Genomic DNA, 24111 nt, shown 5'->3' with positions numbered 1-24111 from the left:
GGGAGGACCTGTGGGGCGGCACGCGCCGGGCATGGGATGGGTCGGGTGAGCCATGGCCGGGTCGCAGTCCGACGGTCGGCTGTCGGATGTCAAGTTCCTCACCGTCGCGGAGGTGGCGACGGTGATGCGGGTCTCCAAGATGACCGTCTATCGCCTCGTGCACAGCGGTGAGCTGACCGCCGTACGGGTCGGCAGGTCGTTCCGGGTGCCCGAGCACGCGGTGCACGAGTATCTCCGCGGCGCCTTCCAGGAGACCGCCTGACGGCGGGCAGAAGCGGCCCGACAGGCCCGGTGAACGGGCATCGACCGGGGGCGCGTTGGTCCCGCTGTCGCGGCCCCGCTACGCTGGACCGGCGATCGTGACCGCTGGTGCGCCCCGTCGCCCACCCCACCGGTCCGATCCGTTTGTCCGCTAGCGGTCGCCGACGCCACTGTTCACGGCGTCTTCCGGTCGCGCCGCACGTTGCATCGAAAGGCTGTCGTATGGGCTCGGTGGTCAAGAAGCGCCGCAAGCGCATGGCTAAGAAGAAGCACCGCAAGCTGCTGCGCAAGACCCGCGTCCAGCGTCGCCGTCTCGGCAAGTGACGGAGGCCGGGCTGCGGCCCGGCCCCTCCGTGACTCGCCAACTGTCGACCCTCGGAGGCTCAGGTGATCAGGCCGTGGCTGTCCCGGCTCGGTCTCAGCTGCCGGGGTGGGTGCGAGACATGACCCCCGGTGGCTCGGCGAGCCCTCCGGGGGTTGTCGTCGTGACCGGGGTCAGCCGTTATCTCGGCGCACACGTCGCCGCCCGGCTCGCCACCGATCCCCGGATCGATCGGGTCATCGGCGTCGACGTGCCGGAGCCGACGCCCGAGGTCGGCGGCTTGCTCGACCGGGTCGAGCGGGTCCGCGTCGACGCCGGCGCGGTCGGCGGGCTCCTCGCCGACCTCGACGTCGACACCGTGGTGCACCTGGCGCTGGTCAGCGCCCCCGATCAGCAGCATGGCGGCCGGGCGGCGATGAAAGAACAGAACGTCATCGGCACCATGCAGCTGCTCGCCGCCTGTCAACGGGCACCCCGGCTCCGCAAGCTGGTGGTCCGCTCCTCGACCGCGGCGTACGGTGCCTCCTTCCGGGACCCGGCCGTCTTCACCGAGGAGACCGAGCCACGGGAGGTGCCGCGCGGCGGTTTCGGCCGGGACATCCTCGACATCGAGGGGTACGTCCGCGGTTTTCGCCGTCGGCGTCCCGACGTGACCGCCACCGTGCTGCGCTTCGCACCGTTCATCGGCTCGACGGCCGACACCACACTGACCAGGTATTTTTCCCTGCCTGTGGTGCCGACCATCTTCGGTCGGGACGCCCGGTTGCAGTTCTTGCACTTCGATGACGCGTTGGAGGTGCTGCACCGGTCGGTCATCGAGGATCACCCCGGCACGTACAACGTCGCGGGGCCCGGGGTGCTCGCCCTGTCCCAGGCGATCCGGCGTGCTGGCCGGATCGCCGTGCCGGTGCTGGAGCCGGGCCTGTCCGGCGCCGTCGCCCTCGCCCGAGCCATGGGCTACGGCCGCTACGGGCTCGACCAGGTCGACCTCTTTGTGCACGGGCGGGTAGTGGACATTTCTCGACTGGAACGCGAGTACGCTTTCACCCCCCGCTCGACCGCCGCCGCGTTCGACGATTTCATCCGCGCCCACCACGGCCGTGCCGTGGTGACGCGGGAGCAACTGGCCGCCGCCGAGCAGTTGGTGCTCGACGGGATCCGGCAGGTGCGCGCCGCGATCGGGGAGCGCTCGTGACGGCGGCGGAGCAGCCCGGCGATGTGTGGGACCGGCGGGTCGCCAGCGGGCTGGCGTTCCTACGTCGGCGACTGGCCGGCGACTACGAGGTGGACGAGTTCGGGTTCGACCCGGAGCTGACCGAGGCGATCTTCCACCCGCTGCTGCGGCGGCTCTACCGGGACTGGTTCCGCACCGAGGTCAGCGGTCTGGAGAATGTCCCCACCGACGGCGCCGGGCTGGTGGTCGGCAACCATTCCGGCACGGTGGCGCTGGACGCGCTGATTCTCTCCACCGCCCTGCACCACGAGCACCCGGCCCATCGTTTCCTCCGGCTGCTCGGCGCGGACCTGGTCTTCCGGATGCCCGTGGTCTCGGAGGTCGCGCGCAAGACCGGCGGGACGGTGGCCTGCAACCCGGACGCCGAGCGGCTGTTGCGCGGCGGCGAACTGGTCGGCGTCTTCCCAGAGGGCTTCAAGGGCATCGGCAAGCTGTACGCCGAGCGCTACAAGCTGCAACGATTCGGCCGGGGCGGGTTCGTCTCGGCGGCACTGCGCACCGGCACCCCGATCATCCCGGTCGCGATCGTCGGCGGCGAGGAGATCTATCCGATGCTCGCCGACATCAAGCCGCTGGCCCGGCTGCTCAAGTTGCCGTACTTCCCGGTGACGCCGACCTTCCCCTGGCTCGGCCCGCTGGGCATGGTGCCGCTGCCGAGCAAGTGGCTCATCGAGTTCTGCCCGGCGATTCCGACGGCCCACCTGACCGACTCGGCGGACGATCCGCTGGTCGTGTTCAACCTGGCCGACCAGGTCCGGGAGACGATCCAGCAGACCCTGCACCAGTTGCTGGAACGGCGCCCGGACCCGTTCGGTCCCTGAGGGGCCCCGGGCCTGGCGCTTTCAGCCGCTACGCCAGCGGCGCTGCAGCGCCACGCCGGCGGTCACCGCGCCGACCACGAGCCCGGCGGCGGCGGTCGACGGGACAGCGATCCGGAATGCCCGACGGCCGGTCCGGAAGTCGCGTATCTCCCAGCCCTCTTGGCGGGCCTGGCGCAGCAGGGCAGTGTCCGGGTTGACCGCCACCGCCCTACCCACGACGGAGAGCATCGGCAGGTCGTTGGCGGAGTCGCTGTAGGCGGTGCAGCGGCTCAGGTCCAGGCCCTCCACCGCAGCGAGTTGGGTGATCGCCTCGGCCTTGGCCGGCCCGTGCATCAGGTCGCCGACCAGCCGGCCGGTGTACGCGCCGTCGACCACCTCGGCGACCGTACCGATCGCGCCGGTCAGGCCGAGACGGGTGGCGATCACCCGGCCGATCTCCACAGGGGCGGCGCTGACCAGCCACACCCGTTCGCCGGCGTCAAGGTGTCCCTGCGCCAGGCGTCGGCTGCCGGCCCAGATCCGGGGTGCCATCAGCTCGTCGAAGATCTCCTCGGTGAGCCGTTCGACGTCCTCCACCCGCCAGCCCTCGACGAAGGCCAGCGCGGCTTTCTTGGCCTGCGACATGTCCCCGGCGTGCTCCCGCGCCAGCAGCCGAAACCGCAACTGCTGCCAGGCGAACCGGGCCAGGTCGGCGCTGGTGAAGTAGTTGCGGGCGGCGAGACCGCGGGCGAACCAGTAGATCGAAGCGCCCTGCATCATCGTGTTGTCCACGTCGAAGAAGGCGGCGACGCTCGGATCCGGTGCGACCGGCGGTGCGGGCTGGGTCTCGGCCCAACCGGCGGTGTGCCCGCGCGCATCGGTGCTGACGGTCACCTTGCGGCTGCGCGCCACCCGTTCCCCCTTACGTTGCCCGCCGGCCTGCCGGCCCCCGGATCCGAGGGTAACCGGCCAGGCGACCGACCGACCCGATCCCCGATCCGGTGGGACCGCTCAGGAGCAGGTGCCGGGAGTAGGGCCGAGATGGTCGCTGGCGGTGGTGGGGAGTTGGCCGCAGGCGATGGCGGCGCGTAGTGCGTCGGCGCGCTCAGCGACCGACTCCAGCAGGACCAGGGAGCGCGAGGTGCGCTCCCGGTCGGCCCGGGGCGCTTCGTCCAACAGCGCGTCGAGGGCCCGGCGCTGCCGGCCGACGAAGCCGTCGACCGCGTCCAGCGGCGCGGCGTCCGCGCGCTGCGCCGCAGCCCCGGTGAGGAGGCGTACGCCCTGGCGGGTGTCCGCGTCCATGTCGTCCAGCACCGCGCTGTATCCGGTCCGGTCGCTCCGCAGCGCGGACGCCTCGGCCAGCCGGGTTCGGGCGAAGCCGAGGAAGAGCTGGCCTCGGTTGATCTCGGAGCCGGTCAGGGCAAGCTGGGCCCGCTCGGTGCCGCGCTTCATGCCGTACAACGCGTCACCCGGCACGGCATTCTCGCTGGCGGCCGAAATGCCGGAGAGCGCGATGGCACCGGCCGCGATGCCGACCAGGATCGCGCCGCGGGCGCGGGCCCGGCGAGCGGTGACGGCCGGCAGCAGCGGACCCCGGCCGGCGCTGGCCTTCTCGGCCGGCGCGGCGGCGGCACCGATGCCCTCCCTGGCGGCGGTGGCAAGCAGCATCGCCCGCAAGCCGGCCCGGAACTCGGGATCCGCCGTGGCCGCGGACGGGCCGGCGGCCAACTGCTGGCTGAGCGAGACGAGCGGCGTGAGCTGGTCGTCGGATCGGGAACGGACGTGATGGCGTCGGCCACCGTTCGCTTCGTCAAGAAGCTGCGCGAAGCGCTCGGCGCGCCGACGGGAGAAGAGGGCGTTGTCCACCGCGGCACCTCCTCTCGCTGGACGCGGCCGGTCGGCCGCAGTCACCGGCAGCGACCGATGACCGCGTGACGCCACGGCAGAGGCCGCTGGCGCCGTCGCCCGTCATCCGGGGGATCCGGAGGTCCCGGACCGTCACCGGTCGCACCCGGAGAAACGCGCCGCGCCGCCCTCCGGTTACGGGCGGCCGGAGCCCGAAATGTCGCAAATCGATCACCCTCGCGCGGCTGCCCGGGCGCCGAGCTGTCCGGGCAGCGGGGGCGACGATGTTCGCGGACTAGGGCTGGAAACCGTCCGGGAGCAGCCGCGCCAGGGCCCGGACCGCTCGGTACTGGAGGGCCTTGATCGCACCCTCGTTCTTGCCCATCGCGCGGGCCGTCTCGGCCACCGAGAAGCCCTGAAGGAAGCGGAGGACGATGCACTCCTGCTGCTCCGGGTTGAGCCGCTTGACGGCGCTGAGCAGGGCGACGTTGGTGATGTGCTCCACCACCGCCGCTTCCGGACTGCCCTCCGGGCCGCGATCCTCGCGGTCGGCGTCGAGCACGTCGCCGGTGGTCACCTCCAGCCGGTAGCGGCCGGACTTGAAGTGATCGGCGACCAGGTTGCGGGCGATGGTGACCAACCAGGCGCCGAGGTCACGGCCCTGCCAGGTGAAGCTGCCGATCCGCTTGAGCGCCCGCAGGAAGGTGTCGGAGGTGAGGTCCTCGGCGAGCTGCCGGTTGCCGACCCGGAAGTAGACGAAGCGGAAGACGGTGTCGACGTAGCGGTCGTAGAGCAGGCCGAACGCCTCGGCCTCGCCGGCTTGGGCGCGCTCGACCAGGGTCCAGACCTCGGTGGCCGGATCGGACGGATCGGGGCGACTCGGAAAGCCGGTGGAGGTGCCGGCTGCGGCGGGGACGGCGGGCAGGATCGCGGTCTCGGCAGCCGGCAGCTCGCTGACCGTCCCGTCTCCACCGCGCCGGGCCTGGGCCGGCATGGTCGGTCGGCTCGGGGAAGCGACCCGACCACCAACCGGTCTCGCGTTCCCGCCGGGCGTCGGTGGTCGATGCGGCGGCTCGTTCTGGTGTGGCCTGCTGCCCACCCGCTTCGCGACACCCTCACCCCTGGCGGGCAGGTTGCCTGCGGTGTCCTGCGGGCCGCGACCACCCGCCCGCTCGTTGACCGGGATGCGTGCCGCCGGATCGGTCAGGCCCACCAGGCGGTGCGCGAAGCCGAAGGTGGTCATCGTGCCGCCTCCGTTCCGCCGTCCGCCGGTGCGTCGGCGGACGATGGTCGATTGGTCAGGTCACCGCTGGGCAGGTTGTCTCCGGGGCATGCCGGCGGGCGGCAGTTCCCCATGAGGTGCTGGTCCGATGCGCTCACGGGCACGGGGGGCCTCCTCGGGCTGAGGGGTGTCGACTCACGCAAAACGGGGTGAGCCGACCCGAGTGATGATAGGGCCAACGTCACCCGCGCGTGGCAAGTCCGTTACACAGAGCCGAAGTATTTCCCGACGCGCCGCGAGCCTGGCGGACCGGTTGTCCGTCGGGGGTGATTGACAATGGACTTCCCGGCTGCTCGGGACGGGACTGCAGGTCAGCGGGGTTCTCGGCGAGTTCTCACCGGTCTGCCGCGATCGGCGTTTCGGCCTCCGCCTGCGGTGCTCCGGCTGCGGCGGCAATGCCTCACCGGCCCTCGGCGTGCCGTCGGCGCGGCCGGTCCGGGTTCCGTGGACGGGACTCAGCCGAGTCCGGCGGCCCGGGGCGCGCGTTGTCGTCGTAGGACGGGCTCGCTCTTCGGCGCCCTCGGTCGTGCGGTGGCCGGACACGGCGTCTGCCCGTGGCCGTACGGGCGTGACCTGCCGGGGCGGGCTGTGCCAGACTCGGCCACCGTGCAGGACGCCGACGCGAGGTGAGGAGACCGATGCGCGAGCCCCGCCTGACCCTGATCACCAGACCTGGCTGCCATCTGTGCGAGGACGCCAAGGCCGCGCTCGATCGGGTGGTCGCGGTCACCGGCGACCGGTGGATCGAGTGGGATGTCAGCGATGACGTCGAGTTGGAACGTGAGTACGGCGATCGGCTGCCGGTGGTGCTGCTCGACGGCAAGGAGCACGGCTACTGGCGGGTCGAGGAGGACCGGCTGCTGCGGGATCTGACCACCCCTCAGCTCTAGCCCGTCATCGCGGTCGCGGCCCGGATAGGGTGCGGCGATGATCCCTGCGCGTACCCACCTGGTGTGGGACTGGAACGGCACCCTGCTCAACGATCTCGACCTGGTGGTGGCCTGCACCAACGCCGTGTTCGTCAGCGAGGGCGGCCCGACGGTGACCGCGGCGGAACATCGGGTGCGCTTTCGCCGACCGATTGCCGACTACTACGCGGAGGTGCTCGGTCGGGCGGTGGACGGCGAGACGTTCGGCCGGCTGGACAAGGTTTTCCACGAGGCGTACCGCCTCGGGCTGACCACCTGTCAGCTGGCCCATGATGCCGTCGACGCGATTGCGGCCTGGTCGGGCAGCCAGTCGCTGCTGTCCATGTGGTTCCACGACGAGCTGGTGCCGGCCGTGCGGACGTACGGCCTGACGGGGCGCTTCACTCGGGTCGACGGGCTGCGGGCCGAGGTCGGCGGTGACCGCAAGGCCGAGTCGCTGGCGCGGCACCTTGACGAACTCGGCGTGGACGGCCGTTCGGTGGTGCTGATCGGCGACTCGATCGACGACGCCGACGCCGCGCTCTCGGTCGGGGGTCGCGTGGTCCTCTACGCCGGTGGTTTCACCGACCGGACCCGCCTGGAGGCTTCCGGTCACCCGGTCGCCGACACCCTCGTGCAGGCCGTGACTCTCGCCACCGCTCTCCGCTGAGCACACCCGCACCCTCGGGTCGGTCATGAAGTTATCGCCCGGAATCAGACGTGCCGGGCGATAACTTCATGATCGAAGAAAATGCAGGGGCGCGATGGCCTGCGCGTGATTGGTCAGAGAAGTCGGGATTGGGCAATAATCGCGCGGGCGGATCGCCACGAGGATTGCCATCGATCTTGCGGAACGGAGGGCTGGTGAAGACGCGGTGCGTGCCAACAAGATCGCGATTTGTGCACGTCTTCACAAGCGCCTACTCTGTAATTCCGACGCGTCCTGCTAGCACAGCCGGCAATCTCGGTCGCCAGCGGGAGTCCCGAGTTGGCCGGCCGGTGGAGTTGGTCAAGGATCGCACCGCACGGAGTCTCATGAGTCAGCACCGTCACCCTGGCGCACCCGGCCGCGCCGGTGCCGTACCGGCGCTTCCGGACCTTCCTGAGGCGACGGTGGCCCGGCTGCCCGAGTATCTCCGTGCCCTGCACAATCTCGCCGAAACCGGCCACGAGACGATTTCCAGCGAAGGGCTGGCCAACGCCGCCGGGGTGAACTCGGCCAAACTCCGCAAGGACCTGTCCCAGCTCGGCTCGTACGGCACCCGGGGGGTCGGCTACGACGTGGGGCTGTTGATCGAGCAGATAGAGTACGTGCTCGGTCTCACCCAGCGTCGGGCGGTCGCCCTGGTGGGCGTGGGTAACCTCGGTCACGCCCTGGCCGGGTACGACGGCTTCGCCACCCGCGGCTTCCGGATCGCCGCCCTCTTCGACGCGGACCCCGGCCGGGTCGGCGAGGAGATCAACGGCCTTGTCGTACGGCACATCGACGAGCTGCCCCAGGTGGCGGCCGACGAGTCGATCGCGATCGGCGTCATCGCCACCCCTGCGGCGGCGGCCCAGCAGGTTGCGGACCAACTCGTGGCCGTTGGCGTGACGAGCATCCTGAACTTCGCGCCCTGCGTGCTCTCGGTCCCGCCCGGGGTCGACGTACGCAAGGTGGACCTCGCCATCGAGCTCCAGATCCTGTCGTTCCATGAGCACCGCAAGGCATCCCTGACCGCGTTTCCCACCACCGGTGGGTCCGCCCTGACCGCCCTGCCGAACGGTTTCGTGGTCACCGAGAGCCAGGAGGCGATCGGCACGTGAAGCTCCTCGTCGTTGGCGCGTCCTACCGCACCGCGCCGGTCGCCACCCTGGAACGGCTCGCAGTGCCCCCGGCCAGCCTCGCCCGCATGCTGGACCGCTTGGTCGCGCAGCCGTACGTGAGCGAGGCCGTCCTGGTCTCCACCTGCAACCGGGTGGAGGTCTACGCGGCGGTGTCCGGCTTCCACGGCGGTCTCGGTGACATCTGCGCCGTGCTCGCCGAGCAGGCCGACTGCCAACCTGGCGCGCTGGCCAACAATCTCTACGTGCACTTCGACTCCGCTGCGGTGAGCCACGTCTTCCGGGTCGCCGCCGGCCTGGACTCGATGGTGATCGGCGAGTCGCAGATCCTCGGGCAGCTCCGGGACGCTTACCACCGGGCCAGCGAGGCCGACACCGCGGGACGGCTGCTGCACGAGCTGATGCAGCAGGCGCTGCGGGTCGGCAAGCGGGCCCACTCGGAGACCGGCATCGACCGGGCCGGCCAGAGCGTGGTCACCGCTGCGCTGGGGTTGGCCGCCGATCATCTCGATGACGACCTCGCCGGCCGTCCCGCGCTGGTCGTCGGGGCGGGGGCGATGGGATCGCTGGGCATGGCGACGCTGTCCCGGCTCGGGGCCGGGCCGCTGACCGTGATCAACCGGAGCTCCGTGCGAGCGGCCCGGCTGGCCGAGTCGTACGGCGCGACAGCGCGGCCGATGGCCGAACTGGTCGACACTCTCTCCACAGTGGACATCGTAGTGGCCGCCACGGCCTCCGCCGAGCCGGTCCTCACCCGCGAGGTCGTCGCCGAGGCGGTGGCCGGTCGTGACCCCGTACGCGGGCCGTTGGTCCTGCTCGATCTGGCCGTGCCGCGCGACGTCGGCCCCGGAGTGGCCGAGTTGGCCGGCGTCGAGGTGATCGACATCGACCGGATGGCGGCGTTGCTCGCCGACGGGCCGGCCGTCGTCGACGCCACCGCCGTCGAACGGATCGTGGCCGGCGAGGTCGAGTCCTTCCTGACCTGGCTGCGCGGGGCCGATGTGGCACCGACCGTGGCCGCCCTGCGCGGGCGGGCCGACGACGTGGTCGGCGCCGAACTGCGCCGGCTCGCGCAGCGTCGCCCCGACCTCACCGATGACCAGCGCGCCGATATCGCCCGTACCGTGCACCGGGTGGTCCAGCGGCTGCTGCACCAGCCGACCGTGCGGGTCCGGCAGCTCGCCGCCGAGCCCGGTGGCGACCAGTACGCGGCGTTGCTGCGTGAACTCTTCGACCTCCAGGTCCCACAGACCTCACCGGTGGACACCGTCCCCGACATCACTCCAGCCGAGGAAGGTGAGCGATGAGCGAGCGGCAGCGAGCGAATCAACTGACCCCGCTGCGACTCGGTACCCGGGGCAGCAAGCTGGCGATGGCCCAGTCGGGGCACGTCGCCGACGCCCTGACCGCCCGCACCGGGCGCCCGGTCGAACTGGTCGAGGTGGTCACCCCCGGCGACCAGTCCACCGCCCCGGTGCACCGGCTCGGTGTCGGCGTGTTCGTCTCCGCGTTGCGCGACGCGCTGATCGCCGGGGAGATCGACTTCGCCGTCCACTCGTACAAGGACCTGCCCACCGCGATGCCGCCGGAGCTGCACATCGCCGCGGTGCCGCCGCGACAGGACCCGCGCGACGCACTCGTCACCCGCGACGGCAAGCTGCTGGCCGAACTCGCTCCCGGCGCGAAGGTCGGCACCGGCGCGCTGCGCCGGATCGCCCAGCTGCACGCGCTGGGCGCGCAGTTGACCGTCGTCCCGATCCGGGGCAACGTCGATCGCCGGCTCGCCCGGGTACTCGGGCCGGAGGCCGACCTGGACGCGATCGTCCTGGCCCGGGCGGGGCTGGCCCGCCTCGAACGGACCGAGCTGATTACCGAGACGCTCGACCCGATGCTGATGCTGCCGGCACCCGCCCAGGGCGCGCTGGCAGTGGAGTGCCGGGCCGACGACCCGGATATGGTCGAACAGCTCGCCATGCTCGACCACGCACCGTCACGCGCCGCGGTCATCGCGGAGCGGGCGATGCTGGCCACCCTGGAGGCCGGATGCTCCGCTCCGGTCGCCGCCTACGCCGAACTCGCCGAAGGCGACGCCGGTGAGGAGATCTACCTGCGCGGGGCGGTGATCAGCCCGGACGGCACCCACGACATCCGGCTGTCCCGCACCGGTACGCCCGCCGATGCGGCGGAGATCGGCAAGGCACTCGCCGCCGAACTCCTCGACCTCGGCGCCGACTCGATCCTCGGCCCGCACGTACACGACGGCCCGGGGACCCAGCAATTTGGGAGCACAGAATGACCCGCACCCGTAAGCCCGTAGGCCGCATCGCGTTCGTCGGGGCAGGTCCCGGCGACCCGGGCCTGCTGACCCGCCGGGCGCACGACGCCCTGGTCGACGCCGATCAGGTGGTGTACGACCGGGGAGTCCCCGAGTCGCTGCTCAACGTCGTCCGGGCCGAGGCGAAGGCCGACACCCAGTTCACCCCCGCCGAAGGCGCGCCGGGCGACGTGGCGAAGGTGTTGATCTCGGCCGCCCGCTCCGGGCAGAACGCGGTGCACCTGGTGGCCGGTGACCCGTTCGGCCACGACTCCGTGGTCAAGGAGGTGCAGGCGGTGGCGCGTACCGCCGCGCACTTCGAGGTGGTCCCCGGTGTCGGCCAGGCCGAGGGGGTTGCCACCTACGCAGGCGTTCCGCTACCGGGCGTCCGCACCGCCGCCGACGTCGAGGACGTCGGCACCCTCGACTTCGAGGCGCTGGCCGCCGCCGTGCACCGCGGCTCGCTGGCGCTCGCGGTGGACGCCGGTGACCTCGCCGCGATCCGCGACGGGCTGCTCGCCGCCGGGGTGGACGGCGGCACCGACGTCGGGGTGACCGGCGACGGCACCGGGGAGACGCAGTACACCACCACGTCGACCGTGGACTCCTTCGTCGCGGCGGCACTCGGCTTCACCGGCCGGGTCGTGCTGACCGTCGGTGACGGGGTGAGGCAGCGGGACAAGCTCAGCTGGTGGGAGAACCGTCCGCTGTACGGCTGGAAGGTCCTCGTCCCGCGGACCAAGGAGCAGGCTGGCGTGATGAGCGCCCGGCTGCGCGCGTACGGGGCGATTCCGTGCGAGGTGCCGACCATCGCGGTGGAGCCGCCGCGTACCCCGGCCCAGATGGAGCGCGCGATCAAGGGCCTGGTCGACGGCAGGTACGCCTGGATCATCTTCACCTCGGTCAACGCGGTCCGTGCGGTCTGGGAGAAGTTCGCCGAGCACGGTCTGGACGCCCGGCACTTCGGCGGTGTCAAGATCGCCTGCATAGGCGATGCCACCGCCGACGCGGTCCGCGCCTTCGGTATCCAGCCGGAGCTGATCCCCAGTGGGGAGCAGTCCTCCGAGGGCCTGCTGGCCGAGTTCTCGCCGCACGACGAGGTGCTCGACCCGGTCGGCCGGGTGCTGCTGCCGCGTGCCGACATCGCCACCGAGACGCTCGCCGCCGGGCTCACCGAGCGCGGCTGGGAGGTCGACGACGTGACCGCGTACCGGACGGTTCGGGCGGCTCCGCCGCCCGCCGAGATCCGGGACGCGATCAAGTCGGGCGGGTTCGACGCGGTGCTGTTCACCTCGTCCTCCACGGTCCGGAACCTCGTCGGCATCGCCGGGAAGCCGCACGCGCGTACCGTGGTTTCCGTCATCGGGCCCAAGACGGCGGAGACCGCCACCGAGTTCGGCCTGCGGGTCGACGTCCAGCCGCCGAACGCCTCCGTGCCCGAGCTGGTGGAGGCGCTCGCCGGTTACGCCGTCGAGCTGCGGGAGAAGCTCGCCGCGATGCCGGCGAAGCAGCGCCGCGGTTCGAAGGTGCAGGGCCCGACCGCACTCAGGTTCCGGTAGTCGCAAAGGGAGACCCAATGCCGTACCCGGAGATCCGGCCCCGCCGGCTGCGCCGCACCGCAGCCGTGCGGCGGCTGGTCGCCGAGACCCGCGTCGACCCGGCCGAGCTGGTCGTGCCGATGTTCGTCAAGGAGGGGCTGACCGAGCCGCGGGCCATCGGCTCGCTGCCCGGCGTGCTTCAGCACTCCCGCGACTCGCTGCGCAAGGCCGCGGTGGAGGCGGTACAGGCCGGCGTCGGAGGGATCATGCTGTTCGGGGTGCCGGCGACGCGGGACGAGCGCGGCTCCGGCGGCATCGACCCGGACGGGATCCTCAACGTCGCGATCCAGGACGTGACCGCTGAGGTGGGCGACGCCACGGTGGTGATGAGCGACCTCTGTCTGGACGAGTTCACCTCGCACGGGCACTGCGGCCTGCTCACGCCCGACGGTTCGGTGGACAACGACGCCACCCTCGCCGCGTACGCCGAGATGGCGGTCGCCCAGGCCGCCGCCGGAGTCGCGGTGGTCGGGCCGTCCGGGATGATGGACGGCCAGGTCGGCGTGGTGCGCCGGGCGCTGGACGCGGCCGGCTACACCGACGTGGCGGTGCTGGCCTACGCCGTCAAGTACGCCTCGGCGTTCTACGGCCCCTTCCGGGAGGCGGTGGAGTCGGCGCTGGAGGGCGACCGCCGCACCTACCAGCAGGACCCGGCGAACCTGCGGGAGTCGCTGCGTGAGGTCGAGCTGGACGTGGCCGAGGGCGCCGATCTGGTGATGGTCAAGCCGGCCCTGCCCTACCTCGACGTGGTCTCGGCGGTCCGGGCCGCGGTGGACGTCCCGGTCGCCGCATACCAGGTTTCCGGCGAGTACGCGATGGTCGAGGCGGCCGCCGCGAACGGCTGGATCGACCGGGAGCGGGTGATGCTGGAAACGCTCACCTCGATCCGTCGTGCCGGCGCCCAGATCATCCTCACCTACTGGGCCGTCGAGGCCGCCCAACTTCTCCGCCAGCGCTACTGAACCGTCACCCTCACCAGCACCCGTGCTCCGCCCGCGCCTCCGTGTCGCCGCGGAGCTTGACCACAGCAGAGCTGACGCTTTGCTCTGCTTCAATCCACGCAACGGTTTATGCCCCAGGCAAGTGCGTCCGTTGAAGCAGAGCAAAGGGAGCGGTGGGATGTACCAGGGGTGCCGCCGGGGCCTGGTGTCGAAGCCAAGACTTGATTGATGCCCAGGGTTATCCACAGGGTTATCCACAGGTCTTGCCGGGTGGGTGCGCCGGGCGGAAGGGTGTGCCCATGGCTTCCGTCTTCGAATCTCCGGACCTCGGCCCGACGCTCGGGCCGTTTCCCATCGCCGGTCTGGTGCGACGGGCCCGGCGGATCGTCGGGCTCAGCCAGGCGCGGATGGGTCGGTTCGCCAAAGTCGCGCCGTCCACCGTCGCGCGGGTCGAGGCCGGGTCACTGACGCCGAGTCTGGCGGTGCTGGAGCGTCTGCTCGGCGCCGCCGGCCTCTACCTTGTGGCCGTCGATCAGGAGGGGCGGATCGTACTGCCGATGGAAGTCTGGGACGACACGCGCGACGGAGCGGATCGCCGCTACCCGGCACACCTGAACACGATTCTCGACCCGAAGCCGGGCGAGTGGTGGGGGGACATCTACGGTCTGGCCCGCCCGCCGGAGACATTCCGCCGCTCGCGTGCCGATCGGGAGGCCCGGCGACGGCGTAGCCAGTGGGAGGTGCGGGTGGCGAAGTATCGCAGCCTCCCACCGCCCCCGGATCCTCGAACCTGGGACTACTGACCGCCGCCCGCCTCAAGACTCAGCGCGACTTGTCGAGGCGGTGCACCAACTCGGCCACGTCGACGCTGTACTCGCACCAGTCCCGGTCCGGGCGATAGCCCAACTCGGCGTTGACCTTGAGCATGGCCTCGTTGGCCTGGGCGTTCCACGTCTGGACCTCGGTCAGCTGTGGCTCGGCCGAGCGCAGCTCCAGCAGCATTCGGGCCTTGATCGCGCGGTCGATACCGTAGCCGCGGTGGTCCTGCACCACGATGGTGTCGTACTGATCGGCACGTGTCGGATGCTGGGCCGGCACCACCACCTCGGTCAGGCCGGCCACCTCGCCGGTCTGTTCGTGCAGGGCGAGCACGATGTACGGCTTCATGCCCCGCCGATGCAGGCAGTCCAGGCTGTCGCGCAGCCGCTGCGGGTCGTACGAGCTGGGTCGCAGCTCGCCGTCCTCGACATCCCGGAGCTCGGCCTTGGCTCGCGCGTACGCCTCGATCAGCTCGTCCGGTGGGCCGCCCGGGTGGAACTGGACGTGGTAGCCCGTGCCGACGCCGGTGGACATCTCGGCCAATTCGGTCCAGTCGACGCTCGACAGGTCGAGCACGCTGCGGGTCTCCACGTACTCCCGCCTGAAGCCGAGCGACTCGTAGAAGCCGAGGGCGGGGGTGTCCCCCACCACCTCGACGCCGATCGACTCGAAACCCTCCTGGTAGACCCGGCGGGCGGCGCGCAGGACGAGGTCCCGGCCGATGCCGCGGCGGCGGACGGAGGGGTGTACGAGCGCATCCAGCACACCGATGTTGCCGAGCAGCAGCACGTGCACATGACCCAGGATGGCGCCCGGCGTCCCGTCAGCGGCGGGGTCGGCCTGGGCCACCCACGAGATCCGCCGTTCGCCCGGCATCACCTCGGCGAGGTATTCGCGCAGACAACTCTCCTGCCACGGTGGATCCTGCGGGAGATCAGCCGCCAGCATCGCGTTCAGCGTGTCCAGCAACGACGCGATCTCGGCGGACGACGCGGTCCTGGGGTCCCACTCGCGCACCATCACCCGTCTAGCTTGCCGTTAACGGCAGCCTGGGGGAAGTGTCCAGTTCTCCAATGTATGGAAACGATCACTTCACGTGCGACTGGCCTGTCCGTACTGGTTCGCGGTATCGAAGACATCTTGGGCGTACCTACGGACATCGTTGTACGACAGGATGGCGTTCCACCAGTCACCCGGAATGGTGAGGTTTCGGCCGCCCTTGCAGAGGTACATCCCGGCGGCGAGGGCGGCATCGTGAATATTGTGCGGATCCTTGCGCCCGTCATTGTCCGCGTCCGCGCCGATCTCCTGCCAGGTGGTCGGGATGAACTGCATGGGCCCGATGGCCCGGTCGTAGGTGGTGTCCCCGTCCAGCTCACCCCGATCCGTGTCGGTGATTCTCATCCGGCCGCCCTGCCCGTCCAGCGGCAGGCCGATGATCTCCGGAGTCGCCCGGCCGTCCGGGCCCAGCTGGGCGTTGTTGGCCTGCCCGTGGCGGGACTCGACGAAGCCGATCGCGGCCAGGGTGGTCCAGCTCAGGCCGCAGCTGCGCTGGGTCTCGGCGAGGGCAAGCTCGGCATAGCCGTACGCCTGCATGGCGATCGGGTCGATGCCCACCTTGGCGCCGACCTCCCGCGCCCAACCGGCCAGGGCATCGGAGGGGCGCCCGGCGATCGGCGCGTCCGTTGGAATCGCGCCCAGCGGCGGTGTGGCACCCGGCGGCAGCGTCGCGCCCGGCGGCGGGACGGCACCGGGCGGGGGCGCTTCGGCCGACGGCGGGCTGCCGTTGGGTGCCGCGGAACCGCTGGCGGTGGCGTTGGCCGCGATCGACCGCGACGAACCGAGGGTGGCCGGTACCAGCAGCGCACCGGCCGCTGCGGTCGCCGCCACCAGCACGAGCAGGAGCACCCCCGGCAGGGCCAGCCGGCCGGCGGGCCGCCGTGACCAGGCGCGGGTCGCGCGGACCGCGGCGCGCGGCCCTGGCATGCGTACGGCATGCGCGAAGCGCACCCGGCGACGCCGGGCTCCCGGGGGACCGGCGTCCGGTGTGGACCCGGCCGGCTCGCCGTCGGTCCTGGTGGCGGCGTCGGCCTTGGCGGCGGCCGGCTGATCGGTCTCGGGAGCGGGGTCGTCGGTCCTGGCTGTGGGCTTGTCGGTCTCGGCTGCGGCTGCCGGCTGATCGGTTTGGGTAGCGGGCTTGTCGGTCTCGGCTACCGGCTTGTCGCTCTGGGCTGCGGGTCTCAGCCAGCGTCGGCGGGGCCGCGGCAGCCTGATCGCCGGCCCGTCGGTGGCGGCGTCGGTGGGCGGCGCGGCCGGCCGTAGGGGCCGAAGGGTCCTGCTCTCTTCGCCGTCTGCCACCCGTCGAGTATCACCCATCTGCCCGCCATCGTCAGGTCCGGTCGTACCCTGATGCCATGCCCCGGTACGAGTTCCGTTGCCGCGCCTGCGGCGACACCTTCGAGGTCAACCGCCCGATGGCCCGGGCCGGCGAGTCGGCGTCCTGCCCACAGGGGCACGCCGACACGGTGAAACTGTTGTCCACGATCGCGATCACCGGACGAGGCGGCGGCGTCAGCGGTGGCCCGCCAGCACCCACCGGCGGTGGTTGCTGCGGCGGTGGTTGCGGCTGCTGAGGCGACCACGGTGGGCCGGGGCGATCTGATACCGCGCTCCTGACCGCCGCCTCGGCGGCCCTTGACCGACGGCCGCACTGTCGCAGGTGATGGGACGGGTGATGTGCTGCCTTGTCCGGATACCGGTCCCGATGGCACCTTGGGGCCGAGTCGCGACCGGCCGTTCCTACGATGCGTGACGATCTGGTTTCGGGAAGTATCACGTTGAGACCAGGGGGGAGGTTCCACGCATGTCGGCACGGCTTCACTTCCCGACCGGCTGGGTGACGTTCGTCTTCACCGACATCGAAGGCTCCACCCGGCTGGCGCAATTGCTCGGTCCCGGTTACCGGCCGGTGCTCGCGGAGCATCGCCGCCTGCTGCGCCGGACGATCGCGGCGACCGAGGGAGCCGAGTTGCTGACCGAGGGCGACTCGTTCTTCCTGGCTTTCGGTGACGCGAGCGCCGCGTTGACCGCCTGCCTGTCCGCCCAGCGCGCGCTCGCCGATCACGAGTGGCCCACGCCGGAGGCGGCGCCCCGGGTCCGGATGGGCCTGCACACCGGCTGGGCGGAGCCGCGCGACGGCGAGTACGCCAGCCCCGAGGTGCACCGCGCCGCCCGGGTGGCCGCTGCCGCGCACGGTGGGCAGGTGCTCTGCTCCGCCGCCACGGCGCGGCGCGCCGAACCGCTGCCGGCCGGCGCGTCCCTGCTCGACCTCGGCCTGCACCGGTTGCGTGGCTTCGACGACCGGGAACGACTCTTCCAACTCGTCGCACCGGGTCTGGAGCGGCAGTTCCCGCGTCCGCGTACCGCCGACGCGGTGGCGCACAACCTGCCGATCCAGGTCACCTCGTTCGTCGGCCGGCAGGCCGAGCGCGTCGAGTTGCGGCAACTCGTCGCCGGGCACCGGCTGGTCACCGTGCTCGGTGCGGGCGGCGGCGGCAAGACCCGGCTGGCCGTCGAACTCGCCACCGACCTGGTCGAGCAGCATCCGGACGGGGTGTGGTTCGTCGACATCGCCGCGGTGACCGACCCCGGGCTGGTGGCCTTCGCGATCGCCGCGGTGCTCGGGCTACGTCCCGAGCCGGGGCGCCCGATGGTAGACACGCTGGTGGAGTACGCTGCCGCCCGCCGGATGCTGATCGTGCTCGACACCTGCGATGCCCAGCCGGCGGCCTGCGCGGATGTGGTCTCCCGGCTGCTCTCCGGTGGAGGTGGAGTCCGGGTGCTGGCGACCACCCGGGAGCCGCTGGCACTGCCCGGTGAAGTGGTGTGGCGAATTCCGCCGCTGTCGGTCGACCCGTCACCCGACGGCAGGGAGAGCGACGCGGTCGCGCTGCTGCTGGACCGCACCACTGCGGCCCGTGGTGGCCGGGAGCCCGATCCCGCCGAGTCGGCGGACCTGCGGCGGGTGGTGCGGCGGCTGGATGGGCTGCCGCTGGCCATCGAACTGGCCGCCGCACGCCTGCGGGTGCTCTCGGTCGGGCAACTCGCCGAACGCCTCGACGACGTACTCGGCACGTTGGACGCCGGGCGGGATGATCCGCAGCCACCGGTCAACCTGGACCCGGCCGACGCCCAGGGGAACACCGACCCGGCCCCGGCGGCGGCCCGGGCCGCCCTGCCCGCCGTGGCGAGCCGGGCGGGAGCACGATCGGCGGCCGAGCGGCACCTGACCATGCAGGCGACCGTCACCTGGTCGTACCGGACGCTCGGACCGCGTGCCGCGCGGCTGCTGCGCTGGTTGGCGGTCTTCGCCGGCCCGGTGGAGCTGCCGACCGTGGAGTGGCTGCTCGGCGACGATCCACTCGACCCGCTCTCCGTGCTGGTGGACAAGTCCCTGGTGCTGGCGGAGCCGCAGGTGACAGGCTGTACGTACCGGATGCTCGACCCGATCCGGGCGTATGCGGCCCGCCGGCTCGCGGAGGCCGGCGAGGAGAAAGCCGCTCGTAACCGGCACGTGGCCTGGGCGGAGCATGCCCTGCAACGGGCGCACCTCGGCCCTAACGGGCAGCCGGTGACTCTCTCGCTGTACGCGCTCGATCCGCTCGCGGGTGAGCTGCGGGCCGCCCTGCGTTGGTGCGCCACGGGCGGAAGTGCCCGCATCGGGCTGCGGCTGGCCGGTGGGCTGGACCAGTGGTGGCGGGAGCGCGGGCTGGCCCGGGAGGGGCGACTCTGGCTGTTCCGGCTCTACGGTCGGCTCGCCGAAACCGGCGAGGCCGTTCCGGAGGGGGAACTGGCGGCGGCGTACCACATGCATTCCCTGCACGCCGGGGCGGACGGCGAGTTCGCCGAGGAGCTGCGCTACTCGCAGCGGGCGGAGGCGGCGGCCCGGCAGGCCGGCGACGCCGGCCTGTTGGCCCGGGTGCTCGCCGGGCGTGCGGCGCCCCTGTTCGACATGGGACAGTTCGCCGAGGCCGAGCGGGTCTGCCGGGAGGTCATCGACTGGGCGCACGAGCAGGGCGTCGAGTCCGAGGCGCTGTTCGCCGTGCTCCGGCTGGCCGAGTTGCTGTGGCGGCGGGGCGCGCTGGACGAGGCGGCAGAGTTGCTCGGGGCGGCACGGCCGGTCGAGGCGTCCCGGCCGGTCGACCGGGGCCGCCGGTCGGTGGACATGCTGCTCGGCATGGTCGCCCTGGCCCGGGGTGACCTGGTGGCGGCGCACGAGCATCTGCTGGCGGCGTTGCGTTCGCGGATGAACCACGGCTTCCACGGGCGGGCGTGCGACACACTCAACGCGATCGCGGTGCGGTGTGCCGCCGGGGGCGAAGCGCTGACGGCGGCCCGGCTCTTCGGCGCGGCGCAGGCGACCCGGGCGGGCCTGCGGTCGGCCTCCGGCATCTACGACGCCTACTGGGCCGAGCAGCAGACGAGGCTGCGCCGGGTGCTGGGCGACGCCGCCTTCGACGAGGCGTACGGCGAGGGCACCGAGTTGGGGCTGGACGAGGCGGTCGAGCTGGCGCTCGGTGTCGAGCATCCCGACCTGGCCGCCGACTCGGCCCGTTTCGCGTCCCAGGCCGGCGGCACCGTCGGGCGCCAGCCGACCACCACCGCGGACCGCCACACCGGACACGCCTGACCACGATCGGGCCGACGGCCGAGAACCGGGGCGGCCACGGCGCTCGGCGATTGGTGCCGGCACGCCCGGCCGGAACACCGGCCGGGCGTGCGGGCGGGGTGCCGCGATCAGGAGCGCGCGAAGCGCTCGGCGTCGGCCTTCATCTTCGCAGCCCGGTCGATGTCGGACTGCGAGACGGCAGCGACCGAGCCGAAAATGGCGACCGCCTGGTAGTAGGTCCAGGCCAGGCTGAGGCACGCCGGCCGGACGACGGCGTTGTACGCGGCGCAGACCCGCTTCAGGTCCTCGTAGAAGGCACTGTCCAGGCGGGACTTGTTGGCGCTGAACTGGCCGGCCGCCTTGTAGTTGCGGTAGCCGAAATCGTGCCGGGCACAGGAGAGGGAGAAGCTGAACCCGAGCGGGTTGTCCGGGCTCGACGAGCAGTAGTCGGTGGACCAGTCGAAGTTGTACTCCGCCCACGACGCCCGGTTCTGCCGGGCCGAGTTCCAGGCGTTGTAGCTGCTGGCGCTGGTTTGGGTCCAGCTGGACAGCACGGACAGCTTCTGCTGAGGTGTGACGGCCGCTGCGGCGGGGGCGGGCGCGGCGAGGGCGGTGAGCAGCGCGATTGCGCCCGAGGCGAGGAGAGTGACGAGGCGTCTGGGCACGGTGATACCTCCGCGGGGGGTGAGCGGTGGGGATGTTACCGGCGAGTCACCGGCGTGCCATCAGTCTCGATCAATGACTCGGCCGCGGGGTGTAACCAACGAGAAATATTGATGACCTGTGCTGAAACAGACGAATGCCCCGGACGTCCGACGGCGTCCAGGGCTTGCGCGCCTTCAAGCGCGTGAGTTTGCGCGGCTCCGGTGCGTGCAGAGCTTGTGCGGCTCCAGTGCGTGCAGAGCTTGCGCGGCTTTAAGTGTTAAGAAGGGCCCCCTATACAACGCCAGGCGTTAAAAGGGGGCCCTTCCTTTCATCTCAGTTGAAGAAGCGGGCCAGGTGGGCGGGGGAGGGGCCGGCGTCGTCGGGGCCGAGCGGAGTGAGATCGGCGAAGACCGACGCGCCGTCGTTGCCGGCGTGCAGCGGATACCAGCGTGGCGTGCCCGGCGGACGCATCACGCAGACACCCTTGACGGTCTGTACGTCCAGCAGCCGGACATGGGTCGGGTCGGCCACCGCGTTGACATGACCCCACCACGGGCTCATCACGTGCAGCACACCGCCCGGCCGCAGCGCCCGGTGGCACTCGTCGAGCAGCGGCAGGAAGTCGATCAGATGCTCCAGGATGTGCACCGCGAACAGCACGTCCACCGAGTCGTCCGCCAGCGGCAGGGAACCGGAGAGGTCGGCCACCGCGTCCACTCCCGCCGCCGGGAAGATGTCCAGCCCGAGGTTGCCCGGCCACTGCTTGGTGGCCCCGCAGCCGAGGTCCACCACCACCGGGTCGCGGCCGCCCACCCGTACCCGGCACCAGACGCCGAAGACACCGGCCAGCCGGCCGACCTGTTCGCGGACCAGCCGCAACTGCCCCGGCTCGTCGACCTCGCCGGTCAGGTGGGCGACGCCCCGGTCGAACCTGACCTCGATTGCCAGCGAGCGCAGCCGGTCGTCGTGTCGAACCTGGTCGGCCCACGTCTCGGCGAGGAACTGATCCACCGCCCGCAGCCGCTCGGCCGAGGGCGCCGTGTGTGCCAACGCGACCATGCGGCCACCTCCGGCCCCGCCGTTACCCCATTCGCCGCCCGGTATGCGGGTAAGGAAGGGCACCTTTTTAACGCCTCAGGTAGAGGAAGGGCCCCCTTTTAACGCTCGGCCACCTGCCCGGCCGCGACGCGTAGCCGGCGGTCGACGCGTACGGCGTCCAGCATCCGCCGGTCATGGGTGACCAGCAGCAGCGTGCCCGGGTAGCTGGCCAGCGCCGACTCCAACTGCTCGATGGCCGGCAGATCGAGGTGGTTGGTGGGCTCGTCCAGCACCAGCAGGTTCACACCGCGCCCCTGCAACAGCGCCAGCGCGGCCCGAGTCCGCTCGCCCGGGGAGAGCGTCGCCGCCGGTCGCAGCACATGCTGGGCGCGCAGGCCGAACTTGGCCAGCAGCGTCCGCGCGTCCGCCGGCGAAAGGTCCGGTACGGCGGCCCGGAAGGCGTCGAGCAGCGGCGCGTCCCCGAGGAACAGCCCACGGGCCTGGTCCACCTCGCCGACCACCACCGCAGGACCGAGCGTGGCCTGGCCGGCCTCCAGCGGCAGCCGGCCGAGCAGGGCGGCCAGCAGGGTCGACTTGCCGGACCCGTTCGCCCCGGTGACCGCCACCCGATCGCCCCAGTCGATCTGGAGGTTCACCGGGCCGAGGGTGAAATCTCCCCGGCGTACCACGGCATCGCGGAGAGTGGCCACGACGGCGCCGGCGCGGGGCGCGGCGCCGATCTCCATCCGCAGCTCCCACTCCTTGCGCGGCTCCTCGACCACCTCCAGCCGTTCGATCAGCCGCTCGCTCTGCCGGGCCTTCGCCGCCTGCTTCTCGGTCGCCTCGGACCGGAAATTGCGGCCCACCTTGTCGTTGTCGGTGGCCTTGCGTCGGGCGTTGCGGACGCCCTTCTCCATCCAGGCCCGCTGCATCCGGGCCCGGGCCTCCAGCGCGGCCTTCGTGTCGGCGTACTCCTCGTAGTCGGCGCGCGCCTGGCGGCGGGCCACCTCCCGCTCCTCCAGGTACGCGCCGTAGCCGCCCCCGAAGTGGTTGACCTGCTGCTGGTGCAGGTCCAGTTCCAGCACCCGGGTCACCGTGCGAGTCAGGAACTCCCGGTCGTGGCTGACCAGCACGGTGCCGGCCCGCAGCCCGGTGACGAAGCGTTCGAGCCGGTCCAGGCCGGCCAGGTCCAGATCGTTGGTCGGCTCGTCGAGCAGGAAGAGGTCGTACCGGCTGAGCAGCAGGGAGGCCAGCCCGGCGCGGGCGGCCTGGCCGCCGGAAAGCCCCGTCATCTCCTGGTCGAGGTCGACGGCGAGGCCCAGCTCGGCGGAGACCTCCTCGGCCCGCTCGTCGAGGTCGGCCCCGCCCAGGCCGAGCCAGCTCTCCAGTGCGGTGCTGTAGAAGTCGTCCGCGCCCGGCGCGCCAGCCGTCAGCGCCGCGGTCGCCGCATCCAGGGCGGCCTGCGCGCGGGCCACGCCGGTGCGCCGGGTCAGAAACGCCCGGATCGTCTCGCCGGGGCGCCGCTCCGGCTCCTGCGGCAGATGTCCGACGCTCGCGCCGGGCGGGCTGATCGTGACACTGCCGGCCTCGACCGGAAGCAACCCGGCGAGGGTACGCAGCAGTGTCGACTTGCCGGCCCCGTTCACTCCGACCAGGCCGACCACGTCCCCGGGGGCGACCACCAGGTCCAGCCCGGTGAACAGGATCCGGTCCCCGTGCCCGGCGGAGAGGTCCTTGGCGATCAGCGTGGCGCTCACAAGTAGGCGAGGGTACTCGGCGGCGCGTGATCGGGCCGCTCGTCAACGCCGCGATGGGGCACGAGGCAGACTCACGGTCGTGCAGACCACTTTGGCGATCGACTGCGGGGGCGGCGGGATCAAGGCGTCCGTCCTCGACGGCGCGGGCACGATGCGGGCCCAGCCGTTGCGGGTGCCCACGCCGTACCCCCTGCCGCCGGAACTGTTCGTCAAGACCCTGCTGGAATTGGGTGCCCGCCTGCCGCCGGCGGATCGGGTGACGGTGGGGATGCCGGGCATGATCCGGCACGGCGTGGTTATCGCGACCCCGCACTACGTGACCCGCTCCGGCCCACGTAGCCGAGTCGACCCGGCGCTGCTCGCCCAATGGTCGGGCTACGACGTCCGAAACGCCCTCGCCGTGGCGTTCGGGCTGCCCACGCTGGTGCTCAACGACGCCGAGGTGCACGGTGCCGGGGTGGTCGCGGGCACCGGCTGCGAGCTGGTGCTGACGCTGGGCACCGGGCTGGGCAGCGCGCTCTTTGACGGCGGGGTGCTCGCCCCGCACCTGGAGCTGTCGCACGCCCCGGTGCGCTGGGGCACCACCTACGACACGTACGTCGGCGAGCCGGAGCGCCGCCGACTGGGCGACGCGTTCTGGTCCCGGCGGATCCGGCAGGTGGTCGACGGGCTGCGCCCGGTCTTCCGCTGGGACCGGCTCTACCTCGGCGGTGGCAATTCCCGGCTGATCCGTCCCGAGCAGCTCGCCCGGATGGGCGACGACGTGGTGGTGGTCCCCAACAGCGCCGGCATAGTAGGCGGCGTCCGCGCCTGGGACCTCGCTTCAGTCTAAGAGCCACCGGCAATAGGTGTTAC

The 24111-nt window shown here is 71.8% G+C and carries 23 protein-coding genes; 15 read left to right on the top strand and 8 right to left on the bottom strand.

The features are described 5' to 3' along the window. Nucleotides 1–52: 52 nt before the first annotated feature. From Vqi01_RS22485 to Vqi01_RS22470, 4 genes are all read left to right on the top strand, one after another. Entirely contained in the window at nt 53–262 is a 210-nt protein-coding gene (locus tag Vqi01_RS22485) for a helix-turn-helix domain-containing protein (protein ID WP_091079691.1), read from the top strand. Between the two features lie 221 nt (nt 263–483). Then, nucleotides 484–585 (top strand): 30S ribosomal protein bS22, encoded by a 102-nt coding sequence (locus Vqi01_RS22480; protein WP_007465623.1) that lies wholly within the window; start codon nt 484–486, stop codon nt 583–585. Nucleotides 586–704: 119 nt separating this feature from the next. Beyond that, nucleotides 705–1778 (top strand): NAD-dependent epimerase/dehydratase family protein, encoded by a 1074-nt coding sequence (locus Vqi01_RS22475; RefSeq protein WP_204036821.1) that lies wholly within the window; start codon nt 705–707, stop codon nt 1776–1778. Further along, complete coding sequence (locus Vqi01_RS22470) at nt 1775–2638, top strand: lysophospholipid acyltransferase family protein (protein ID WP_204036820.1); 864 nt, start codon at nt 1775–1777, stop codon at nt 2636–2638. Before Vqi01_RS22475 ends, Vqi01_RS22470 begins: the two co-directional genes overlap by 4 nt. Before the next feature lie 21 nt (nt 2639–2659). On the opposite strand, the gene Vqi01_RS22465 is transcribed toward Vqi01_RS22470, so the two are convergent. From Vqi01_RS22465 to Vqi01_RS22455, 3 genes are all read right to left on the bottom strand, one after another. Further along, a complete protein-coding gene (locus tag Vqi01_RS22465; protein ID WP_204036819.1) occupies nt 2660–3529 on the bottom strand; it encodes an HAD family hydrolase in 870 nt (289 codons plus the stop codon). Nucleotides 3530–3628: 99 nt separating this feature from the next. Continuing rightward, a complete protein-coding gene (locus Vqi01_RS22460) occupies nt 3629–4483 on the bottom strand; it encodes a DUF5667 domain-containing protein (protein ID WP_204036818.1) in 855 nt (284 codons plus the stop codon). Nucleotides 4484–4757: 274 nt separating this feature from the next. Beyond that, on the bottom strand, nt 4758–5705 hold the full coding sequence (locus Vqi01_RS22455) for an ECF subfamily RNA polymerase sigma factor, BldN family (RefSeq protein WP_204036817.1): 948 nt from the start codon (nt 5703–5705) through the stop codon (nt 4758–4760). A 677-nt stretch (nt 5706–6382) separates the two neighbouring features. Here Vqi01_RS22455 and Vqi01_RS22450 point away from each other — a divergent pair. The 8 genes from Vqi01_RS22450 (at nt 6383) to Vqi01_RS22415 (ending at nt 14132) form a co-directional block, all read left to right on the top strand. Beyond that, nucleotides 6383–6634, top strand: coding sequence for a glutaredoxin family protein (locus Vqi01_RS22450; protein WP_204036816.1), 252 nt, complete (start codon nt 6383–6385; stop codon nt 6632–6634). Between the two features lie 37 nt (nt 6635–6671). Then, nucleotides 6672–7322: an HAD family hydrolase gene (locus Vqi01_RS22445; RefSeq protein WP_204036815.1), complete on the top strand. Its 651-nt coding sequence runs from the start codon at nt 6672–6674 to the stop codon at nt 7320–7322. A gap of 365 nt (nt 7323–7687) precedes the next feature. Further along, entirely contained in the window at nt 7688–8458 is a 771-nt protein-coding gene (locus tag Vqi01_RS22440) for a redox-sensing transcriptional repressor Rex (protein ID WP_204036814.1), read from the top strand. After that, nucleotides 8455–9783, top strand: a complete 1329-nt coding sequence (locus Vqi01_RS22435; protein ID WP_204036813.1) for a glutamyl-tRNA reductase — start codon at nt 8455–8457, stop codon at nt 9781–9783. Before Vqi01_RS22440 ends, Vqi01_RS22435 begins: the two co-directional genes overlap by 4 nt. Next, nucleotides 9780–10772 carry a hydroxymethylbilane synthase gene (gene hemC / locus Vqi01_RS22430; protein WP_204036812.1) on the top strand — a complete coding sequence of 331 codons (993 nt, stop codon included), beginning with the start codon at nt 9780–9782 and terminating at the stop codon, nt 10770–10772. The genes Vqi01_RS22435 and hemC overlap by 4 nt, the downstream gene beginning before the upstream one ends. Continuing rightward, entirely contained in the window at nt 10769–12349 is a 1581-nt protein-coding gene (locus tag Vqi01_RS22425; RefSeq protein ID WP_204036811.1) for a bifunctional uroporphyrinogen-III C-methyltransferase/uroporphyrinogen-III synthase, read from the top strand. The genes hemC and Vqi01_RS22425 overlap by 4 nt, the downstream gene beginning before the upstream one ends. A 17-nt stretch (nt 12350–12366) precedes the next feature. Then, nucleotides 12367–13350 (top strand): porphobilinogen synthase, encoded by a 984-nt coding sequence (gene hemB, locus Vqi01_RS22420; RefSeq protein ID WP_204036810.1) that lies wholly within the window; start codon nt 12367–12369, stop codon nt 13348–13350. Nucleotides 13351–13628: 278 nt separating this feature from the next. Further along, nucleotides 13629–14132, top strand: coding sequence for a helix-turn-helix domain-containing protein (locus Vqi01_RS22415; protein ID WP_204036809.1), 504 nt, complete (start codon nt 13629–13631; stop codon nt 14130–14132). Nucleotides 14133–14151: 19 nt separating this feature from the next. Here the strand turns inward: Vqi01_RS22415 and Vqi01_RS22410 are convergent, their stop codons facing one another. Further along, nucleotides 14152–15168 (bottom strand): GNAT family N-acetyltransferase, encoded by a 1017-nt coding sequence (locus tag Vqi01_RS22410; RefSeq protein WP_204036841.1) that lies wholly within the window; start codon nt 15166–15168, stop codon nt 14152–14154. Between the two features lie 72 nt (nt 15169–15240). Continuing rightward, nucleotides 15241–16506 (bottom strand): lytic transglycosylase domain-containing protein, encoded by a 1266-nt coding sequence (locus Vqi01_RS22405; protein WP_204036808.1) that lies wholly within the window; start codon nt 16504–16506, stop codon nt 15241–15243. A 56-nt stretch (nt 16507–16562) separates the two neighbouring features. Between Vqi01_RS22405 and Vqi01_RS22400 the strand changes: the two genes are divergently transcribed. Together Vqi01_RS22400 and Vqi01_RS22395 are read left to right on the top strand one after the other, a co-directional pair. After that, the gene (locus tag Vqi01_RS22400; RefSeq protein WP_204036807.1) at nt 16563–16781 is read left to right on the top strand and encodes an FmdB family zinc ribbon protein; all 219 of its coding nucleotides are present in this window, start codon (nt 16563–16565) and stop codon (nt 16779–16781) included. A gap of 230 nt (nt 16782–17011) precedes the next feature. After that, on the top strand, nt 17012–19837 hold the full coding sequence (locus Vqi01_RS22395; protein WP_204036806.1) for an ATP-binding protein: 2826 nt from the start codon (nt 17012–17014) through the stop codon (nt 19835–19837). A 107-nt stretch (nt 19838–19944) separates the two neighbouring features. On the opposite strand, the gene Vqi01_RS22390 is transcribed toward Vqi01_RS22395, so the two are convergent. From Vqi01_RS22390 to Vqi01_RS22380, 3 genes are all read right to left on the bottom strand, one after another. Beyond that, entirely contained in the window at nt 19945–20481 is a 537-nt protein-coding gene (locus Vqi01_RS22390) for a phospholipase (protein ID WP_204036805.1), read from the bottom strand. Between the two features lie 313 nt (nt 20482–20794). Further along, complete coding sequence (locus tag Vqi01_RS22385; protein WP_204036804.1) at nt 20795–21520, bottom strand: methyltransferase domain-containing protein; 726 nt, start codon at nt 21518–21520, stop codon at nt 20795–20797. Nucleotides 21521–21618: 98 nt separating this feature from the next. Then, nucleotides 21619–23256: an ABC-F family ATP-binding cassette domain-containing protein gene (locus Vqi01_RS22380; RefSeq protein ID WP_204036803.1), complete on the bottom strand. Its 1638-nt coding sequence runs from the start codon at nt 23254–23256 to the stop codon at nt 21619–21621. 79 nt (nt 23257–23335) lie between these two features. Between Vqi01_RS22380 and Vqi01_RS22375 the strand changes: the two genes are divergently transcribed. Continuing rightward, on the top strand, nt 23336–24088 hold the full coding sequence (locus tag Vqi01_RS22375; RefSeq protein ID WP_204036802.1) for an ROK family protein: 753 nt from the start codon (nt 23336–23338) through the stop codon (nt 24086–24088). Nucleotides 24089–24111 lie beyond the last annotated feature (23 nt).

It is taken from the genome of Micromonospora qiuiae, assembly GCF_016863555.1.
Lineage (GTDB): Bacteria > Actinomycetota > Actinomycetes > Mycobacteriales > Micromonosporaceae > Micromonospora > Micromonospora qiuiae.
The sequence above is the reverse complement of the archived record's forward strand: the minus strand, read 5'-3'. Positions and strand labels throughout refer to the sequence as shown.

What these genes read in the sequence shown, in the direction of transcription:
- hemC (WP_204036812.1), top strand. Translation starts at nt 9,780, where the DNA reads ATGAGCGAGCGGCAGCGAGCGAATCAACTGACCCCGCTGCGACTCGGT.
- Vqi01_RS22450 (WP_204036816.1), top strand. Translation starts at nt 6,383, where the DNA reads ATGCGCGAGCCCCGCCTGACCCTGATCACCAGACCTGGCTGCCATCTG.
- Vqi01_RS22410 (WP_204036841.1), bottom strand. Translation starts at nt 15,168, where the DNA reads ATGGTGCGCGAGTGGGACCCCAGGACCGCGTCGTCCGCCGAGATCGCG.
- Vqi01_RS22385 (WP_204036804.1), bottom strand. Translation starts at nt 21,520, where the DNA reads ATGGTCGCGTTGGCACACACGGCGCCCTCGGCCGAGCGGCTGCGGGCG.
- Vqi01_RS22440 (WP_204036814.1), top strand. Translation starts at nt 7,688, where the DNA reads ATGAGTCAGCACCGTCACCCTGGCGCACCCGGCCGCGCCGGTGCCGTA.
- Vqi01_RS22485 (WP_091079691.1), top strand. Translation starts at nt 53, where the DNA reads ATGGCCGGGTCGCAGTCCGACGGTCGGCTGTCGGATGTCAAGTTCCTC.
- Vqi01_RS22445 (WP_204036815.1), top strand. Translation starts at nt 6,672, where the DNA reads ATGATCCCTGCGCGTACCCACCTGGTGTGGGACTGGAACGGCACCCTG.
- Vqi01_RS22395 (WP_204036806.1), top strand. Translation starts at nt 17,012, where the DNA reads ATGTCGGCACGGCTTCACTTCCCGACCGGCTGGGTGACGTTCGTCTTC.
- Vqi01_RS22425 (WP_204036811.1), top strand. Translation starts at nt 10,769, where the DNA reads ATGACCCGCACCCGTAAGCCCGTAGGCCGCATCGCGTTCGTCGGGGCA.
- Vqi01_RS22480 (WP_007465623.1), top strand. Translation starts at nt 484, where the DNA reads ATGGGCTCGGTGGTCAAGAAGCGCCGCAAGCGCATGGCTAAGAAGAAG.
- Vqi01_RS22415 (WP_204036809.1), top strand. Translation starts at nt 13,629, where the DNA reads ATGGCTTCCGTCTTCGAATCTCCGGACCTCGGCCCGACGCTCGGGCCG.
- Vqi01_RS22475 (WP_204036821.1), top strand. Translation starts at nt 705, where the DNA reads ATGACCCCCGGTGGCTCGGCGAGCCCTCCGGGGGTTGTCGTCGTGACC.
- Vqi01_RS22455 (WP_204036817.1), bottom strand. Translation starts at nt 5,705, where the DNA reads ATGACCACCTTCGGCTTCGCGCACCGCCTGGTGGGCCTGACCGATCCG.
- hemB (WP_204036810.1), top strand. Translation starts at nt 12,367, where the DNA reads ATGCCGTACCCGGAGATCCGGCCCCGCCGGCTGCGCCGCACCGCAGCC.
- Vqi01_RS22400 (WP_204036807.1), top strand. Translation starts at nt 16,563, where the DNA reads ATGCCCCGGTACGAGTTCCGTTGCCGCGCCTGCGGCGACACCTTCGAG.